The organism is Butyrivibrio sp. MC2013 (genome assembly GCF_000424585.1).
GTDB lineage: Bacteria > Bacillota > Clostridia > Lachnospirales > Lachnospiraceae > Butyrivibrio.
The window spans coordinates 107,748-126,909 of the sequence record NZ_AUKE01000010.1; the positions used below are offsets into that span (position 1 = coordinate 107,748).

A 19,162-nucleotide genomic window follows, 5' to 3' on the forward strand; every position below is an offset into this window, starting at 1 on the left:
TCACTCTTATTTCTTCTCAGCCAGGAACATAACCATGCTCCTGCCTTCTGCCTTGGGCTGTCTCTCAATAACAGCGCAATCCTCCAGCTCCTTGGCCAGATCTATAAGGATGTGAATGCTGGCACCCATATGGGCCATCTCACGTCCACGGAATCGCATGGTAATCTTGACACGGTTGCCCTTTGTAAGGAATTTCCTAGCAGCCGCGATCTTGGTATTAAGATCGTTGGTGTCGATGTTGGGAGAAATACGTATCTCCTTGATCTCAACAGTCTTCTGTTTCTTACGAGCTTCCTTCTGTTTGCGAAGCTGTTCATACTTGAACTTACCGTAATCTACAATTCTACATACCGGGGGCTTAGCGCCGGGAGCGATCTTAACAAGATCCACACCAGCTTCCTCTGCAGCCTTTCTGGCATCCTGAATAGACATTACACCAAGCTGTTCTCCGTCCGGTCCAATGACACGGACTTCCTTATCTCTGATCTGTTCGTTAATAAATAAGTCGTTAATGGTCTTTACCTCCAAGACTCAGCAGAAATAGCCTGATAGCTAATCCCGGATCCCCATTAGGGATCAAAAAAAGTGGACACGCAAGACGCATCCACTTATAATCAAACCGTACGAAAAAGTATTGTTTGAAAATATAAACACCTGCTGGCGATGCCGCAGGGTGAGAGTGGATACTCTGCTTTGTTATCAAACATAGTTAGGTTATCACCCATAGCACCTATTGTCAATAGGTTTTCCATATTTTTTTGTCTTTTGGAGGAAAGCTAATGTCAGATATCAATCTGGAATATTACAAAGTCTTCTATCATGTGGTAAAGTCCGGCAGCATCACAGCCGCAGCAAGGGAGCTGTCCATCAGTCAGCCCGCTGTGAGCCAGCAGATCTCTGCATTGGAAAAAAAGCTTGGTCTTTCTCTATTTAGCAGAAACGGCCGTGGTATACGGCTCACTGCAGAAGGCGAGTCTCTGTATGAGTATGTCAGCCGCGGGATAGACGAGATCCTCCAGGGCGAGAAGAGACTATGGCAGATGCAGCAGCTGGAAGCCGGCCAGGTCAGGATAGGCGCCAGTGACATGACCCTGCGCTTCTTTCTCCTGCCCTACCTTGAGATATTCCACAATCTCTATCCCGGCATCAAGGTCACGGTTACCAACGGACCTACTCCCGAGACTCTGAAAGCTCTCTCTGAGGACAAGATAGATTTCGGGGTGGTCTCATCTCCCTTTCCGGATAATATAAGAGCGGTCCCATATGCCCAAAATCCCAGCAGAAAAGAGCTGCTGATGGGAGAAAAGGGCACAGAGACCGTGCTTCGTTACACTGATGTCAAAGAGATCAGAGATACCTTTGTCGCAGGACGCTCTTTTATACAATACAAGAATCACATGCTGGATATCGCTGAGCTTGAAAAAATGCCTCTCATATCCCTGGAAGGAGACACCGCCAGCGGTAATTATGTCAGGAAATTCCTGGAAGAGAATCATGTGACTTTAAAGCCGGAATTCAGCCTGGCAACCAGTGATATGATCGTGGAGTTTGCAGAAAGGTCACTGGGCGTAGGTATCGTCGTGAGAGACTTTGCCAGGGATTCCCTGGAAAGCGGCAGGCTCTTTGAGCTATTGTTCAAGCAGCGCATCACTCCCAGGCAGATCAGGCTAGTAACAGACCCGAGGCACCCATTGTCTACAGCTGCCTCGGGTCTCTTGGATATCATATTAAAGAATAGCAAAGTATCACACTGATCACTTTACTCCCAGCTTTTTAAGCTCTGCAAGTACCTGGTCCAGAGTCTGGTAATGGATGGCTTCAATGCCAAGCTTTCGCGCCGCTTCCACATTGGGAAGAGTATCATCAATAAATACGCATCTGGAAGGATCAAGGTCGTACCTCTTTATGAGAAGCTCATATATGGCCGGATCAGGCTTTATGAGCTTTTCTTTGTAGCTGAGTATCCCTCCGTCCATCATATCGATGATGCTCATCACATCCCTGTTTGCTTCCAGTGCCTGCTTGGAAAAATTAGACAGGAAGTAGAGATGATAGTGAGCCTTCTTTAATGCCTTGATCAGATCTGCTGAGCCGGGCCTTGAGGCCACTATGCCTACATGATCGGCAAATACGCGGTCTATCTCGTCTGCTATTTCCGGATCATTCTTTTTAAATAGACCCAGAATATCCTTATATTCCATTACGCCTCTGTCTATCTCAGGCCAATCCTTTGATAATACAGTGGCCTTGCCAAAGCGGTCTATATCTTCCTCTTTGATCCCCTTGGCCAGGAGCATCTCCTTCCAGGAAAAGTCTATAAGGACATTACCCAGGTCAAAGATGATGGTAGTGATCCTGCCGGAAGGCTCTCTTGGTATGGGATTACCATATTTATCATGATCCATATTAGAAGTCATGGCATCAAGGGATGCAATGGTATGCCTGCCGGTGAGCACTCCTGCCATCCAAATGATGATCCAGAGCATGATAGGCACCGCCACAGTCACTCCGATAGCGCCAAAAAAGAGCTCTAACGACTTCTCCGGAATGATAAATGCTGTGACTAAAAGTGCCAAATACATGCCGACGAGGAGTACCACACCCACCAGCGCAGCTATGCGCTTAAATGTCCATTTGTTCTTATTATCACTCATTATCAAATATCCTTATTTTAAAGGGCTGTTCCTGTAAATGATATCTTCTCTTGCAGGTCCATTGGATACCATGGTGATAGGGAATCCAATCTGTTCCTCAATGAAGTTGACATATGCCTTGGCATTTTCAGGCAGCTCATCAAAGTTTCTGATACCGCGGATATCGCACTTCCATCCGGGAAGAGTCTTGTATACAGGCTTTGCTCTCTTGAGGTCCTTGGTAACAGGGAATTCTGTAGTCTCTACGCCGTCAATATCATAAGCTACACATACCTTGATCTCATCCAGATATCCCAGATCATCCAGAACAGTGAAAGCTACATCTGTAGCACCCTGCAGCCTGCAGCCATATTTGCTGGCTACGCAGTCATACCAACCCATACGTCTGGGTCTTCCTGTGGTAGCGCCGTACTCACCGCCGTCACCGCCGTGATTTCTCATAAGCTCAGCTTCTTCACCAAAGATCTCGGATACAAACTCACCTGCTCCAACTGCAGAAGAGTAAGCCTTGGTAACAGCAACCACCTGCTTGATCTCATAAGGAGGAATGCCTGCGCCCAAAGCGCCATAAGCTGCAAGTGTGTGTGAAGAAGTAACCATAGGATAGATACCATGATCGGGATCCTTCATGGTGCCCAACTGGCCCTCCAGAAGGATAGTCTTGCCCTCCTTCATGGCTTTATCCAGATACTCGGATACGTTGCCGATATAAGGGCGCACCATCTCTCTCCACTCTACAATGGTATTAAAGAGAGCTTCCTGATCAATGGGATCTGTATGATAAAGGTGTACCAGAAGGGTATCCTTGATAGCTGCGATACCTGCGATCTTTTCCCTGATCACATCATCATCCTGGAAGAATTCGTTGATCTGCCAACCGATCTTGGCAAACTTGTCTGAATAGAAAGGAGCAATACCTGACTTGGTAGAACCAAAGCTCTTGCCTGCAAGTCTGGCCTCCTCAAGGGTATCAAAGAGAACGTGATAAGGCATCATGACCTGTACCCTGTCAGAGATCATGATCTGAGGCATGGGCACACCCTGCTCTGTTACTGTCTTAAGTTCATTCATGAACTTAGGGATGTCAAAAGCCATGCCGTTACCGATTATATTCATAATGTGGCTGTGAAAAACGCCGGAGGGCATAGTATGAAGAGCAAACTTGCCGTACTTGTTTACAATAGTATGACCTGCGTTAGCACCGCCCTGAAAACGGATAACAACGTCAGCGCTGTCTGCCAGCATGTCTGTGATCTTACCTTTGCCTTCATCGCCCCAATTGGCTCCGACTACTGCCTTAACCATTATATTTCCTCCTGAGATCAGAAAAAGCCTTTATCATCCAAAAGCCTTTTCTATTAAAAGAGCCCCTAAAGACTCTGATTGACAGTCTTCATCAGCACAAAAACAAATAGCGATGATGACCGCAGTGACTATGTAACTATAACTCATATTTCTCTATAAGTAAAATCAATATTTTTTATGTTATATATAAGGTATGCTAATGACAAATCTTTTAAAACATAGTCCTGGCAAAATAATACTCATTCCAAACACCAAAAAACCAAAAAGCAGATTATCTTTAGCTCATTCTGAACAAAAAATCCCCAAAACAGACTGCATTCATCAGAATCGTCTGTTTTAGGGATTTAAGATCAAAATAAGATCAAACGTTTATATCTGCTTTTTCGCCAAGGTCATCCTTATTGGCTTCAAGAATGGGATTCACAACATCAGCAAGGAACTTCTCAACCTGATGAGCGCTGCAGCCTGTATATTTTGCAGGGTCCATGGATTTCTGAAGATCTTCCAGTGACATATGGAATGCAGGATCTGCTGCGATCAGCTCCAGAAGATTATTGTCCAGGCCATTAACCTTAACATTCTTGCCGGCTTCCATGGAAAGCTCCCTGATCTTCTCATGGAGCTCCTGGCGATCTCCGCCTGCCTTAACAGCATCCATCATGATATTCTCTGTAGCCATAAAAGGAAGCTCGCTTCTAAGTCTCTTCTCAATAACCTTGGGATATACCACAAGTCCGTCCACCACGTTGAGACACAGATCCAGGATACCATCGGTAGCAAGGAAGCCTTCAGGAACTGACAGACGCTTATTGGCTGAGTCATCCAGAGTCCTCTCAAACCACTGTGAAATCTCTGTGATAGCAGGGTTGAGTGTATCGGCGATCACATATCTTGCAAGTGAGCAGATTCTCTCACTTCTCATAGGATTGCGCTTATAAGCCATTGCAGAGGATCCGATCTGGTTCTTTTCAAAGGGCTCTTCCACTTCCTTGAGGTGCTGGAGAAGGCGGATATCCTGAGCCATCTTGCTGGCTGAAGAAGCAATCCCTGCAAGGACATTCACAACCTTCATATCAATCTTACGTGTATAGGTCTGTCCGGATACGGATACATATTTCTTAAAGCCCATCTTCTCAGCGATCATGGGATCAAGTCTGTCCACCTTGGACAGATCGCCTTCGAAGAGCTCCAGGAAGGAAGCCTGAGTACCTGTAGTACCCTTACAGCCCAGAAGCTTCATATTGTCAAGTGTATAATCCAGGTCTTCCAGATCAAAGATAAAATCCTGAAGCCAGAGGCTGGCTCTCTTACCTACTGTAGTAGGCTGGGCAGGTTGGAAATGTGTAAAGCCCAGGGTGGGAAGATCCTTGTATTTATCTGCAAAGGAAGCAAGCTCTGCTATAACGGACACCAGCTTCTTGCGGACCAGCTGCAGAGCCTCTGTCATAATGATGATATCTGTATTGTCACCAACATAGCAGCTGGTTGCGCCCAGATGGATAATGGGCTTTGCAGCGGGGCACTGAACACCAAAAGCATATACATGGCTCATAACATCATGACGTACCAGCTTTTCACGCTCTTTGGCTACATCATAATTGATATCATCTGCATGTGCCTTCATCTCCTCTATCTGCTCATCGGTGATATTAAGGCCCAGCTCCTTCTCTGTTTCTGCAAGAGCGATCCAGAGCTTCCTCCAGGTCTTGAACTTCTTGTCCTGAGAGAAGATATACTGCATCTTGCTGCTGGCATAACGCTCTGAAAGCGGGCTGCTGTAACGATCTGTACTCATTGGTAACGCCTCCTGAATTTGCGGTTCTTAGGTTTATCAGTGCCTCGTGGCACCTTTACTTTTATAACAGAAAGGAGAATGGAATACAATAGTGTTTTTGACCAAACGTTCTAATTTAAAGCCTGACACCCCTGAAACGGGCCACCTGATCCAGTATCTCATTGGCATAAAGGGGATAAGACCTGGCCAGATCCTCAACTTCATTTCTGGCACCGGCAATGACTACTTCTCTGTTGTAATCCATCCTTTTCCTGAGATTCTGTCTGCGGACAATGAGCGCATGACGGACTTCTACTTCCTCATTGTGATCTATGAGAGCAGCAGCCTGATGAAGCCATATCTCGGGGGTAGAGACACCTGCAAGCCTAAGGAGTCCCAGCAGTTCTCTCTGGTCTGAGCCAAGCTGCCTCTCTGTTTCTTCAAATACCTGGCGCTGTTCCCGCTCCTCGCGATATTTGCTGATCAGAGTCTTTAATTCCTCTCCGCTCTGCACACCATATTTAAGATAGAGATAATCCATGAGATTGATATTGTTGACGTAACGGACTTTGATAGTATTCTGAAGCTGTATAAGCCTGGACCTGGCGCTGGCAACCTGACGTTTCTGGGTCACCGCCGAACTGTGTCTGAGATATAGTCCCGTAATGCAAAGAGCACAGGCAAATACTGTGACCATCATAGCTCCCATTACATTGAACTTTAATATGATGCCTGTTATATACAGACCGATCATGATAGCCGCAAATGCAAAACAGGTAAAGATCATAAGGGTCCTGCAGGTCTTTATGGTCTTTCCTGCATCTTCTGCTTCCTCTGCATAGACTTCTCTTTCATTATCAAGGCGCATCATATCCTTGCGGATCTTGCGTTGAAGATCTTCAGCCTCCTTGATCTTCCTTACCGCCTCATCTTTCTTGTCTCCCAGTCGGTCTATGCGCTCGAATTCTCTGTCAGTCATCTTGGAACTGCGCTGGAGATAGGCCTGGCGCTGATTCTGACTGTCACATATCCTGGAAGCCACCGCATTGATCTCCAGCCTCTTATCCTGAGGAAGCTCATTGACAGCCTCCATATCATGGAGATAGGCAGTAACCGTCCTGTATTCGTATTGAAGATCATTTAATTCACGGCTGCTCTCTTCCATCTGCTGAAGGCAGTTCTGGACATACTCGCGTCTCTGAAGCGGATCGTCCATATTGACGCCTTCTCTGGAGTAACTGACCCTCTCCCACTTTTCCTCTTCATCAGAAGAAGAATTAGCAGCCTCATTTGCTGCGGCATCCAGTTCTTTTTCATATGCCGCATCATAGTCATAATGTTTTTGTCTGTGTGATGTTTTCTTCCTGGCGGTAAAAAAATCAAACAGTCCCATATCCGACTCCCCCAGATCCCGAAATCTCTCTGTACTCTCGTTTAAAAGATTCTGTAAGAGCTTCCATTCCCAGCTTGAACTCCCTGTCCTTGCCCTCGTTCTTGATCACCGACAAGGTCCTGAGACGATGCTTGTCTTCGCCTGCATCATATATAAGTATAGCATCCTTGAGGCTCGCCTCAACATCCAAGCCAAAGGCCGGATCATTATGAGCACGGCTGATATAATCCACGTATTCTTTTTCCGTCATGGATATACGAAGAGCGCAGAGATATGCCCTGATCGCGTCCTGGCTCTTCTTGTTCTCATATTCCTTTCTAAAGCACTCTGCAGCCTCTCTAAAATCAAAGAATCTAGCAAGTATCACACCTTCATTGTGAAATACTATGGCGCGCCTGTCAGAGGCTTCGGCAGGAAGGGACCTCTCAAGCCCCTTGTAGATGGACAGAGCCGCTGAGAGCTTGCCCTGCTGAAGTAACAGCCCTGCACTGTTCATGGTCTTGTCATATTTATCAAGACCCTCTCCCTCTTTAAGCCTCTCTCTGATGATCCCGGCTTCCTCACCTGTATGATAAGCCACATAATCTATGACCGTCATAGCAAGATCACAGCTTCCTGCACCGGACCTCCTTACGGCTCTTAATCTGTCTGCAAGCTCGTGAAGAGACAGCGATGCCTCTATCCAGTCAAAGAGCTCATCAGTAAAATCCTCAGCTTCTATAAACAGAGCATTTTGATCTATCAGTCTGCACAGCTCTTCTATGCTGAAGATCCTGCAGTTAAATTTTGGTATGAAGCAGGGCTTCTCTGCCCTGTTGCCAACACATGTCAGTACGCTCAACTCTATTATCCCCTCTCCTGTTCTCCCAGCTTTTCTTCAAGAGTCCAGGTCATCCCACTGGCTTTCTCCATTTCTCCAAATCCCAGATCTGTCACCTCTACAAAAAGCTCTGTAGCAGATTTCATGGAGGATCTGATCAGCAGTCTGGTGCATCTGTCCGGCCTCTGAGGCAGTCCCGCAAGCTCCAGACTATAGGAACTGGGCGCTTCTCCTGTGACCGGAGTCACATCAAAGGATAGCATCGTGCCTTTATCAAGGATGAATTCTCCGCTGAAAGCAGCTTCAAAATAAGATATACCTGCATCCACAAGAGGAAGGTATTCTTCCTGCCCCCTGCGCTGAACCTTCATTCCCACATTGTATCTGACCTTATCTTCTCCAAGGAGCAGAAATCTGGCCGATACTTCGCCGGGATTGGTCCTCTCCCTGGCTGCAATAGATGCGCCTTTGGAGAAGAGATTATTACCCTGGAACACTCTCCTGCCACTGCAAACATATTTCAGTGTATTGTTCATCCAGCCATTCCTGAAGCCTCTTCCAAGAAAATAAACACTGCTGATGATCTTGCCATCTATCTCTTTTTTGAGGATATAGCGAAGCTGATCATCAAGCACAGAGAGCTTGTCAGGATCTGCAGGAAGCGCGCCGTCAGCCATAGCCAGATCCGAATAAACCAGCTTATCTACAACAGTCACTTCAGGCCTTGTGGAATGATTGATATGCAGGTTGTAGATAGTAAGATCGCCATAATCGTAATGGACAGCCATCACATCGTGAACTCTAAGCTCTTCCTTTTGGTAGAGCATATAGTAAAAGAAGCTCTCCTCATAGCTTTGATAGAAGATATTGCACTTCTTCAGTTCAAGAGCATCACGGATTCCCTGCAGCACTCTCACCATACTCTCATCCAGATCCGGAACGGTAAAAACAATAGTCCTGACCAGATCCATGGACAGATCCATAGACAAAAGAGAAAGGCTCCTCTTGATGAATAAAGCAAGGAGTCTCACAGGGTCATAGCTCTCGTCGCCCACCATGACAGGATCCCCTTTTCTTGCCTTCTCAACAAGCCTGTCTACGGTATGATCTCCTCCCGAGGCTGCCCTCTCCCGGGCTTCCTTGCCATAATACCAGAGGTTGTCCCTTTTGGATCTGGATAAAACTGTCGGAATATTATAGAGCTCGGCTCCGGCCAGTATGGACAAAGTCTCGGGCATCTCAGCATCCGATGCCAGGTAAGAAATCTGGCTGTAGCTATCATCCAGATCTATACCCAGAACATAACTTTTGGATCTTCCGATATCAAAAATCATAGATCCCCCCATCAATTCATCTTAAAGAGTTCTTCCGATAAAAAGCGATATTTCTCATAATCTGATGCAAGCTTAAACACTGCCTTGTCATCATCCCCCGCAAGGCGTGCCGTCAGCTCATTGATCATCTTGTATCTGCGCTTGCCGGGCATATCTGTAGCCCTGTCACAGGACAAAGTGCCTGACTCAGTAAGCTGAGGAGAAGTAAAGCCTGTAGCAGGATCCACCACTTCCTCAGTTATATAATACTGGACCTTCTCGCCTTCAAAGAGCACAAAATCAGTCACATAGACGCCTTCAAACATCTCTTTGAGCTTGATCTTGGTATACTCAGGCGAATCACTCTCACCGTCTACAAGCATATAATTAACTATACAGCCGGTATGTGGATCGGTCCTGTACTCCAAAAAAGTCCTGTCAGCATATTCATTCATGGCAGGAATGATATCCAGGCAGTTCTTAAAGAAATCAAAGTACAATCCTGCTGCAATAGCATCCTCCAGGAAAGCTTCCATTATAGCCCTGTCACTGTCTCCCGGAAGAGTCAGCTCGGATTCTGCATGAAAACGCATCCATGCCAGCTTGCATATCTCAGGAAGCTGTGTTCCTGTCATATGCAAATAGCCTATCCTGTCGTAGATATATGCATCAGTCACTTCGTCCTTCACAAAATAGTCATAGGAGGACAGCGCCAGATAGGCCAGCTCGATATCAGTATTAGTACCGGACTTGACATAATCCTTATATATTCCGATCTGATCTCCCAGGTAAGTACCTGTATAGATCATCTGAACCATTATCCTGCCCAGAAGATTCCATGCATCTATGCCAAAGGATCTGGAAGCTCTATATAGATCTCTCATTTCCCTGACGCTGCCATTAAAGGTAGCACAAAGATAGATCAGCTCTGCTTCATCATATTTGCCCCTTCTAAAGGAGTACCAGGCGATCTCTGCAAGTGCGGGATCATCAGAATCCGCATCCTGATCAAAGGCCCTGTTGACCAGCCTCATGATGATCTTGGGATCCACATCGGTGCAGCCAAACTTCCTGATCCAGTCCAAAGCCTTGTCATACATGCCCGTCAGCACCATCAGCTCCAGCATCTCGCTGCGCTGCCTGGGCTGAAGGAGTTCCGGAGCCAAAGCTTCCAGGTATTCCTTAAGCTGCCTGATAAAGTCGTTGTCATAATAGAACCTGATAAGGCCCGAACGGATCTCTGCCCTTACATCATCACTGATCAGATCAGAATCCGCCAGATCCCTGTATCTCTCAGCGTTCTCCAGGCTGATAGTGTAAGCACTCCTACCCAGCTCACAGAGGAAGAGATCAAGATTTTCTCTGCCCTTTTGTATGTAGGGTATAGTCAGAGCAGGCAGGTCTCCTGCTCTCATATACTTTCTGACCTTGTATTCAATCGAACTAGCAAATATATTGCCCTTGTCATCCCCAAATAGCAGGGTGTATTCGCTGCCATAAAGGGGAATCTCGGCATGTCTGCTCCTGACGCTGTATCTCACCAGCTTCCTGCACTTATCATAGACTACTATGACAGAACTGATAGCAGGGTCTTCTACGGTGATGCCTGCAGTATGCATCAGAGTCAAAAGACGTGAAGCATTGCCTGAGTCCACCATCTGAGATGTGAGCATATTCTCATAGAGATAGCCAAGTGCAGGGCTGATATGTCCCAGGTCTATCTCTTCCAAAATAAACTTCTCGATCTGTATCCTGTAATTCTCATACAGATCAAGGAACTCCGCCCTGTGTTCATGAATATAGCGGTAGAGTATGGCATTCTGAGACCAGGGAAGATTGCTCTGATAAGAGAAATACATCAAAACCATCTTATCAATGGGACAAAGAGGCCTTCCCTCTTCATCCTCTTCAATGGACATCATGTAGTATTCATAAAGCCTGGTGATGCGAAGCTGTCCCTCAACTGCCTTGCGGTACCAGACAAAGCTATCCTTGTCCTGCCTGTCATCCTTCATAAGAAGGAGACATATAGCTGTGAGGCTATCCTTGTCCTGGCAGATCTCATAGCATTTCTTTAATATCCTGAAAAGAGAAGGTGAATAATCCTTGGCCTTAAGTGCCAAATATACCACCTGTTCCATCATGGGAATGGTGAGTATATTCTCCCTTGCGGCAAATGACAGGACAGAAAGCTCAAACTCCTCAAGCCTGCTAAGGAGTATCACATTGTTTCGAAGAATATGTACAGCATCCAGGAGTATCACCGGTGAATTACAGCCGTCCATATACAGATCCCTTAGAAAATTCCATCTGCGGGAGGGATCTGTGGAAAACTCCTCAGATACATACTGAAGAATCCATGCTATCCTCCAGTTGCCTCTGTTGCGCTTATATACCTCTTCTATTATCTCAGACACTCTTGATATATCACTTTCATCCCTGGTAAGAAGGGTCTGGAGATACAGATAATAGCAATAGAGCTGCTGTTCATATTCGCCGCCTCTTCTGAGTCCCTCTTCTATATCAGGGCGCAGCTCTTCAAGGGCAAATCTGCCTTCACCCTCTCTCATAGCTGTGATCTGATACTGGGCATTATAGAGGCGAAACTCTATATCATCAGGATAGAGCGCCAGCATTCTGCTGATAAGACGCTTGGTGGAATTGAGCCACTGAACAGAATCAGTCCTCTTGCATCTAAAGTCCACATAGAGCTTCATAAGCTCTGACACATATTTTTTGCGCTCGACATGCTCTGCAAGTTCCTTTCTGCGTGTGCCTCCCATAGTCACTGTAATAGGGATAGTCAGCACTCCCGAAGGGTTCCTGAAGCTGATATTGCAATAATTGCTGCCTTCATGAAGGCAGGATCTGTCTATAGTGAAATGGAAATACGCGGTACTTCCCAGAAAATCATCCTCTGTCAGAACAGTCTTGTCAGCCTTTATAGCATCAGAACCGGTATCTATCTCCAGATAGGAATAGCCCCATCCGTTCTTACGAAGAGAAATACAGTAATCCGTATTTTCTCCGGGAGAATCAATAAGCATGGACTTGGTATCTGCCACAAAGCTGACGGGATGCTTTTTGCTAACACTGATCAGAAACTCCTCCATGTTCCTGTCGGAGCCCCTGACTGTACTAAGTCCTCTGTAAAGGCTTTCAAACCTGGCATCTGCACCATTTAAAACCTTGGTAAACTTGGATGAATAAAAAATATGGAGCGCCTCATTCCAATCACTCCTTGCCAGATTGGCAAAATGAAAAAGATTCCTGATATCCCCCATGCCGGACGATACCCTGGCCTCTGTTGCTTTTACTATAAAAGGAAGCTGGTATTCGCCTCTGTTGGATATGATCCTGAAGAAGCCGCTAACCTGGCTTCTGTCGTTCATGCCAACACTTCTGAATCTGTATATGATCTCATCCTGCTCACCTTCAAATCGGGGAGTAAGAACTTCCATTCTCATATCAGAAGAAGAAACGCTGCCTTCTGTGATCTTTCCCTTGGGACCACGTATGCTAAAGCTACCCTCTATCTCTTCATTCTCATTAACCGTAAGCTCAACAACGGTTGTTGAAAACTCCAGATTGCCCCTTTCATATTCAAATTGTCCGTTTAATATCCTGTCTATACACTCTCTCAAAACTCTCCACCCCGGAAGCAGTAAAAAAATTACAAGGCAGCCAGCCTATGCTTAGACCATTCTAACACAAAAAACACCCGAAATATACTAAAGCTAGCATATTTCGGGCGTTTTCTATAGATTAATCGCTATGTCGTTAACTTATTATTTACTCTGCGCCTGTAAGAAGTTCCATGATCTTGTTGGATCTGGAAATAAATGCAGCCATGTCATCTCCGGAAAGAGGCTCATTCTGGATGCGGGCCAGATCATAGAGCTGCTCGCAGATCATACGATTGTTGCTGTCATCAGCCTTATCCATTACATACTTAACTAGGGGATGATTTGCATTAAGGATAAGAGTCTGTCCCTCACCCTTCATATCAGGCATTCCCATACCGTTCATGGCATACATTCTCATCATATCCTGCATACGTCTTGTCTCTTCAGATACTGTGAGAACTGAGGATATCTTCTTGTCCTTGAGCTTTCTGATGCTGACTGTAAGCTTGTCATTGGACAGAGCCTTTCTCATTTTCTCCTGAAGTGCTGCTGCAGCCTCATCAAATTCCTTCTCAGCCTTCTTGGAAATCTTGGACTTGAATGTATCGCTGATCTCAGCATCTATTCTCTGGAATCTCAGATCCTGGTTCTTGGACTCAATAGCCTGCATAAAAGGAGTATCAATATTGGTATTGAGCACAAATGCAGTCATCTTCTGAGCCTTGAAAAGCTTGATATACTGACTCTGCTGCTGCTCATCGGTCACATAATAGATAGTGCGGGGTTCTTTATCCTCTTCGCTATCCTGACCCTTATTATCTGCTGCATTATCAGCTGCCGCAGCATCCTTTGCAGCTGTATTTTCTTCGCTACTTGTCTTCTCTTCCTCTTCTGCAGCTTCCTCCGCTTCCTTATTGATCTGAAGAGCTTCAGGAAGGGCATGGTACTGACCGTCCAGATCTTTGAAAAGGATGAAATCATTGATCTTCTCTGCAAACTTTTCATCCTTGAGATAACCGTATTTGATAAATGGAGCGATATCATCCCAATACTTATCATAGTTTTCTCTGTCTGTCTTGCACATGCCGGAAAGCTTCTCGGCAACCTTCTTGCTGATGTAGTCAGAGATCTTTTTCACAAAGCCGTCATTCTGAAGAGCACTTCTTGACACATTCAGAGGCAGATCAGGGCAATCGATAACGCCCTTAAGGAGCATCAGATAATCCGGTATCACTTCCTTGATATTATCAGCTATGAATACCTGATTATTATAAAGCTTGATCACACCCTCGATGGACTCAAATTCCATATTGATCTTGGGGAAATAGAGGATTCCCTTGAGATTGAAAGGATAGTCCATATTCAGGTGGATCCAGAAAAGAGGCTCCTTGTAATCATTAAAGGTCTTGCGATAAAACTCAAGGTAGTCATCCTTTGTGCAATCAGAAGGAGTCTTGGTCCAAAGAGGATGAGTATCGTTCATAAGCCTGGGACGACGTCTGATCTTGAGCTTATTTTCTTCCTTTTCAGCACCATCCTTGTCTGCATCCTTCTTTTCTTCAGGAACGATGACCTCGATCACCTCGTCATCAGGCCTCTTTTCAGACTCTTTGATAGTCTCTGTCTGATCCTCATTTGCCCTGGATATATAGATCTCATAAGGCATGAAAGAACAGTACTTCTGTACTACTTCCCTGGCCTTGTACTCATTACAGAACTCCAGACAGTCATCAGACAGGTGCAGAGTAATAGTGGTACCTACGCCCTGCTTATTGCCATCTGACATCTCAAACTCAGAACCGCCATCACAGGTCCAGTGAACAGGAGTGGCACCTTCTTTGTATGAAAGTGTATCAATGTCTACGCTCTCAGCTACCATAAATGTTGAATAGAAGCCCAGGCCAAAGTGACCAATGATCTGCTCGTCGCTTGCCTTATCCTTGTATTTCTCAAGGAAATCAGTAGCTCCTGAGAATGCAACCTGGTTGATATACTCTTCAACCTCAGCTTCTGTCATACCAATACCGTTATCGGTAACAGTTATAGTCTTATCTTTGTCATTAAGGACTATATCTACTCTGGGTGTATATCCTTCGGGCAGCTCATAATCGCCCATTGCATCCATCTTTCTGATCTTGGTAATAGCATCACAGGCATTAGAAATGATCTCACGATAAAAAATATCATGGTCACTGTAAAGCCATTTCTTAATAATGGGAAACATGTTCTCGCTGTTAATACTTAAATTTCCTCTTTTGTCAGCCATATACTGATTCCTCCGTGATGTAAAATTTAGAATACATAAGGTATAGTAAGTCCCATAAATTTAAAAGTCAATAGAAAATTAGCACTCTCAAGGGCAGAGTGCTAATAATTAATGAAATATTTAGATTTTCATATCAAGATCAAAGAACAATCAACCAATATGACATCATAAAAATAAGCCTATTTTCTACGGATCACTTTCCAGGGATATATAAAGAACTCAGGATATACCAGCTTCTCCAGTATATAAGCAATGACACAAGACCCGCATATCCCGGCAAAGAGTCCCGATGCCACGTGCACCGCAGGGTCAAATACTCCAAGACTCACAAGACCTACCCTCACTGCGCCTGCAAGAATGGTATGCATAAGATATATAGGGAAAGTATAATGCGAGAATACTTTTAATATAGAAGGCATATCCTGCCCCCTGTCTATATAGGAAAATACAAAGCAAAAGCCCAAAACTGCCATGCAGCCCATAAGGAAGGTCCATGGAGTAAACTCTCCGCCAAGGCCATGGGTATATAGGACGACTGCCGTGATAACAAAAAAGATCAAAAGTACTGATCCCAAAAGGAGGATCCGCCTGTCTTTCCTGATCTCACCTCCGGAGAACATATACATTGCCATACCAAGCACAAACCAAAAACCATATTGAGCCACAGATAAGAGCACAAAATTAAAGGCAAAAAAGCCGGAAAACTGATATAAAACAAAGAAAAGAAAGCAAAGAGCCGCCATAAGGTAATGACTTCTCACAAAGGGAATCAATAGGAACATGAAAAAAAGCGTGTAGAGAAACCAATAAGGAGCCGTAGCGGGAGCCATAAATATAAAATCAAGGAGCTTGCCGCTCCTCATATTAACAGCATCCGCTGCCAGATCCTTGAGAAGCCAGGTCAGACAGGCAAAGGTCAGATAGGGCACCCCAAGAGAGATGAGCTTCTTAAAGAGAAAATCTATCCTGTACTCTCCCCTTCCATAGCCCTTCTTTTGATAGAGCCATCCACTGCAGACAAAAAAGAGCTGAACATGAAAGGTATAGATAGCCCAAAGAAAACCGGACAAGAAAAAGGACTTCCCTATGATGCCCCTGCGGCCAAGTCCCTGAAGAAGATGGCCAAGGACCACAAGAAAGCAAGCGGTCATTTTCATGTTATCCAGCCAGCTCTCCCTTTTGTCCATTAGTCCTCCCCAAAATATGTGTTAAACACATCAAAAAAATCTGAAAGCTCTTCTACGCTGCCATCCTCTACCCGAACGCTATTCCAAAGCTCCTCATTGAGATCGCAGGCAAGCCCTCCCGCAAATGCATCATACTCCTCGCTAAAGGCCTCACTTTTCCTCTGAAGAGCTATTCTGACCTTGTTGGCCTCGGTCTCTTCACGGTTAAATGTGGTGACACACTTAAGGAGCACCAGTCCGTCGCCGGTTCTGATGACATCGGATACTTCTCCAGTTGACAGATTAAAAGCAGCATCTTCAAGGGCCTTGTCAACCTCACCCTTGCCAAAGGAAATAGTGCCTTCCGGAGCCTCATTCATGTCAGCCACAAAGCTCTCAAAATCAGCCCCTTCCTCAATCTGTTTTTTGACAGATTCCATATCCTTCCTGATATGATCCACCTCAGAATCAGACAAGGAAACGCCGTCAGCGCCCGTGGTATACCTCATGATCTGAAGGACCGTGATAGTCCTGGCCTCATCGTCACTGACCTCAGGATTTATGTCCCTTATAGTGTATTCATAAAGCTTGGAAGCCAGAGCGTTCTCCAGGAACATCTCATAGATAACATCCTCAGAAACGCCGGCCATAGCAGTGATATCTTCCTCCGTCAAAGACTCATAATAGGCTTCCGCTGCAGAATGGGCAGCTCCTATCTCTCTGTCATCCAGTTCGATACCGTTTTTTCTGGCAAGCAGGACCATGGTCTTGACCCTTATCACCCCGGAGAGGCAAGCATCCTTGAGTCTTGCAGAGAGACTCTCATCTCCATCTCCAATAGTCCATATCTTCTCTCCAAGCCCGGCCTGATACTCCTCTCTCATATTGATAAGGTATACCTTTAGCTCCTGCATGCTGCAGCTAAGGTCTTCTATCCTGAGCACCTCATCTTCAGCAAATCCGCAGGTCATGATCACTTTAAGCCCTCCTGCACTGTACGATGCAGAAGAACTGCAGCCTGTGATCATAAGAAGACAGGCTGCAAGCATACCTATTATTCTGATTTTATCAGTCATTTTGCCTTTGCAAGTCATAGTATTCCCGTTTCATTAAGATCTGGAGGCCATGATACTTCTGGCTACGCTGATACCATTGGCACTGGCCTGCTGGAGTCCTCTTGTGACGCCTGCGCCATCACCGATAGCATAGAGTCCCTTGATACTGGTCTCAAAATTCTTATCTACAATAACCTTATTGGAATAGAACTTGACCTCTACGCCATACATTAGAGTCTCTTCGGAAGCAATACCGGGAGTCACCTTGTCCAGAGCCTGGATCATCTCATCAAGGTCCACCATGATCCTGTGAGGGAATACCAATGACAGATCGCCGGGAACCGCATCCTTAAGTGTAGGGATCAGGTTATTACGGCACAGACGCTCATCTGTAGTCCTGCGTCCACGCTTAAAGTCTCCATAGGTCTGTACCAGTATCCTGCCGCCGCAGAGCATATTGGAGAGCTGGGCGATCATCTTGCCATACTCTATAGGTGTCTTAAAAGGCTTGGTAAAATTCTTGGATACCAGAAGTGCAAAATTGGTATTACTGGTCTTGAACTCCTGAGCCTTGTATGCGTGTCCGTTTACCACAGCCAGATTGTCGTCATAATATTCTGCAGCGACTTCGCCTGAAGGATTGGTACAGAAGGTACGTACCTTATCATCAAATGTAGGAGTATGATAGATCAGCTTGGCCTCATAGAGATTCTCATTGAGGAACTGCATCACTTCATCCCTGACTTCTACACGGACACCCACATCTACTGTACCGGGCTTGGTCTCAATGCCAAGATCTATACATACATCCTTGAACCAGTCAGCGCCGTCACGTCCAACTGCTATGATCACCCTGTCGGAATTAAAGGTATCGCCCTTCTCTGTGGTCACTCCTGTTACCTTGCCATCAGAGATGTGGATCTGAGCTACAGGTGAATTGAACATAAGCTCAACTCCTGAAGCCTCAAGGTGCTTTTGGAGTTTGGAATAGATCTTGTAGCCTTCCTCGGTTCCCAGATGTCTGATAGGGCACTCCACCAGCTTGAGGTCAGCTCCTATAGCCTTGCGGCGGATCTCACGGATCTCCTTTTCCTTGTCCACACCATATACACTCTTGTCAGCGCCAAACTTCAGATAGATCTCATCAGACTCATGAATAAGCTTTGTGGCCGCATCATAGCCCAGGATCTCAGGAAGATTGCCGCCTACGTCAGGTGACAATGACAGCTTGCCGTCTGAAAAAGCTCCCGCACCGGCAAAACCTGTGGTAATGGAGCAGGGCTGGCAATGAGCACATACTCCTGTGATCCTCTTAGGGCACTGTCTCTTCTCTATGCTTCTGCCCTTTTCAATGACCAGAATCTTCATATCAGGGCATTTTTCTTTAAATTCATAGGCAGCGAAGATACCTCCGGGGCCTGCGCCAACTATTATTGCATCATAACTCTTTACCATAAGAATACTCTCCTGTCCAAATCCCGCTCTATCACTGATTTTTAGAGCGTTTGTTCAAATGCTGACCTTTACGGCAGCAGATTATGTTATCACAGTAAACCACCTGTGTAAACCCCATATAAATGATAACACCAGTGCCCACCGGCAAGCAATGTCATATATATGCAGCTGTGAATGATATTTTCCGCGTTGTAACTGTTCACTCGCTGAAGGTGTTCATATGGCGCTGCTGCAGAAGTTATTTTCCTAGTTCACGCACTCCAAATGGTGTTTTGCTAAATTCTTCATCACAGCCTTTTTTAATACGCCGCACTCGAAAGAAACTCACCTGTCAA

Annotated in this window: 13 protein-coding genes; 1 reads left to right on the forward strand and 12 read right to left on the reverse strand. The window is 45.6% G+C overall.

From position 1 onward, the window contains the following. Positions 1 to 6: 6 nt before the first annotated feature. Positions 7 to 528: a translation initiation factor IF-3 gene (gene infC / locus G636_RS0107670; protein ID WP_026507566.1), complete on the reverse strand. Its 522-nt coding sequence runs from the start codon at positions 526 to 528 to the stop codon at positions 7 to 9. Between the two features lie 251 nt (positions 529 to 779). On the opposite strand from infC, the gene G636_RS0107675 reads away from it, so the two are divergent. Beyond that, on the forward strand, positions 780 to 1,754 hold the full coding sequence (locus tag G636_RS0107675; protein WP_026507567.1) for a LysR family transcriptional regulator: 975 nt from the start codon (positions 780 to 782) through the stop codon (positions 1,752 to 1,754). On the opposite strand, the gene G636_RS0107680 is transcribed toward G636_RS0107675, so the two are convergent. The 11 genes from G636_RS0107680 to G636_RS0107730 all read right to left on the reverse strand — a co-directional run bounded on the left by G636_RS0107680 (position 1,755) and on the right by G636_RS0107730 (position 18,827). Then, positions 1,755 to 2,654, reverse strand: a complete 900-nt coding sequence (locus tag G636_RS0107680; protein ID WP_051226707.1) for an HAD family hydrolase — start codon at positions 2,652 to 2,654, stop codon at positions 1,755 to 1,757. Positions 2,655 to 2,666: 12 nt separating this feature from the next. After that, the gene (locus G636_RS0107685; protein ID WP_026507569.1) at positions 2,667 to 3,959 is read right to left on the reverse strand and encodes an adenylosuccinate synthase; all 1,293 of its coding nucleotides are present in this window, start codon (positions 3,957 to 3,959) and stop codon (positions 2,667 to 2,669) included. Positions 3,960 to 4,320: 361 nt separating this feature from the next. Then, the gene (gene purB, locus G636_RS0107690) at positions 4,321 to 5,754 is read right to left on the reverse strand and encodes an adenylosuccinate lyase (RefSeq protein ID WP_026507570.1); all 1,434 of its coding nucleotides are present in this window, start codon (positions 5,752 to 5,754) and stop codon (positions 4,321 to 4,323) included. 115 nt (positions 5,755 to 5,869) lie between these two features. Continuing rightward, positions 5,870 to 7,126 (reverse strand): hypothetical protein, encoded by a 1,257-nt coding sequence (locus G636_RS0107695; RefSeq protein ID WP_026507571.1) that lies wholly within the window; start codon positions 7,124 to 7,126, stop codon positions 5,870 to 5,872. Next, positions 7,113 to 7,967: a hypothetical protein gene (locus G636_RS0107700; RefSeq protein ID WP_026507572.1), complete on the reverse strand. Its 855-nt coding sequence runs from the start codon at positions 7,965 to 7,967 to the stop codon at positions 7,113 to 7,115. The genes G636_RS0107695 and G636_RS0107700 overlap by 14 nt, the downstream gene beginning before the upstream one ends. Before the next feature lie 5 nt (positions 7,968 to 7,972). Next, positions 7,973 to 9,280, reverse strand: coding sequence for a DUF5716 family protein (locus G636_RS0107705; RefSeq protein ID WP_026507573.1), 1,308 nt, complete (start codon positions 9,278 to 9,280; stop codon positions 7,973 to 7,975). An 11-nt stretch (positions 9,281 to 9,291) separates the two neighbouring features. After that, positions 9,292 to 12,903, reverse strand: coding sequence for a DUF5717 family protein (locus G636_RS0107710; protein ID WP_026507574.1), 3,612 nt, complete (start codon positions 12,901 to 12,903; stop codon positions 9,292 to 9,294). A 148-nt stretch (positions 12,904 to 13,051) separates the two neighbouring features. Further along, positions 13,052 to 15,151 carry a molecular chaperone HtpG gene (gene htpG, locus G636_RS0107715; RefSeq protein WP_026507575.1) on the reverse strand — a complete coding sequence of 700 codons (2,100 nt, stop codon included), beginning with the start codon at positions 15,149 to 15,151 and terminating at the stop codon, positions 13,052 to 13,054. A 179-nt stretch (positions 15,152 to 15,330) separates the two neighbouring features. Then, positions 15,331 to 16,338: an acyltransferase family protein gene (locus G636_RS19490; RefSeq protein ID WP_051226710.1), complete on the reverse strand. Its 1,008-nt coding sequence runs from the start codon at positions 16,336 to 16,338 to the stop codon at positions 15,331 to 15,333. Next, complete coding sequence (locus G636_RS0107725; RefSeq protein WP_035779210.1) at positions 16,338 to 17,393, reverse strand: peptidylprolyl isomerase; 1,056 nt, start codon at positions 17,391 to 17,393, stop codon at positions 16,338 to 16,340. Before G636_RS0107725 ends, G636_RS19490 begins: the two co-directional genes overlap by 1 nt. A 33-nt stretch (positions 17,394 to 17,426) precedes the next feature. Continuing rightward, entirely contained in the window at positions 17,427 to 18,827 is a 1,401-nt protein-coding gene (locus G636_RS0107730) for an NAD(P)/FAD-dependent oxidoreductase (RefSeq protein ID WP_026507577.1), read from the reverse strand. Positions 18,828 to 19,162: the final 335 nt, after the last annotated feature.

Bases quoted from the DNA above. Each gene is read 5' to 3' on its own strand.
- G636_RS0107675 (WP_026507567.1), top strand. From the start codon at position 780: ATGTCAGATATCAATCTGGAATATTACAAAGTCTTCTATCATGTGGTA.
- G636_RS0107680 (WP_051226707.1), bottom strand. From the start codon at position 2,654: ATGAGTGATAATAAGAACAAATGGACATTTAAGCGCATAGCTGCGCTG.
- G636_RS0107685 (WP_026507569.1), bottom strand. From the start codon at position 3,959: ATGGTTAAGGCAGTAGTCGGAGCCAATTGGGGCGATGAAGGCAAAGGT.
- purB (WP_026507570.1), bottom strand. From the start codon at position 5,754: ATGAGTACAGATCGTTACAGCAGCCCGCTTTCAGAGCGTTATGCCAGC.
- G636_RS0107695 (WP_026507571.1), bottom strand. From the start codon at position 7,126: ATGGGACTGTTTGATTTTTTTACCGCCAGGAAGAAAACATCACACAGA.
- G636_RS0107705 (WP_026507573.1), bottom strand. From the start codon at position 9,280: ATGATTTTTGATATCGGAAGATCCAAAAGTTATGTTCTGGGTATAGAT.
- htpG (WP_026507575.1), bottom strand. From the start codon at position 15,151: ATGGCTGACAAAAGAGGAAATTTAAGTATTAACAGCGAGAACATGTTT.
- G636_RS19490 (WP_051226710.1), bottom strand. From the start codon at position 16,338: ATGGACAAAAGGGAGAGCTGGCTGGATAACATGAAAATGACCGCTTGC.
- G636_RS0107725 (WP_035779210.1), bottom strand. From the start codon at position 17,393: ATGACTGATAAAATCAGAATAATAGGTATGCTTGCAGCCTGTCTTCTT.
- G636_RS0107730 (WP_026507577.1), bottom strand. From the start codon at position 18,827: ATGGTAAAGAGTTATGATGCAATAATAGTTGGCGCAGGCCCCGGAGGT.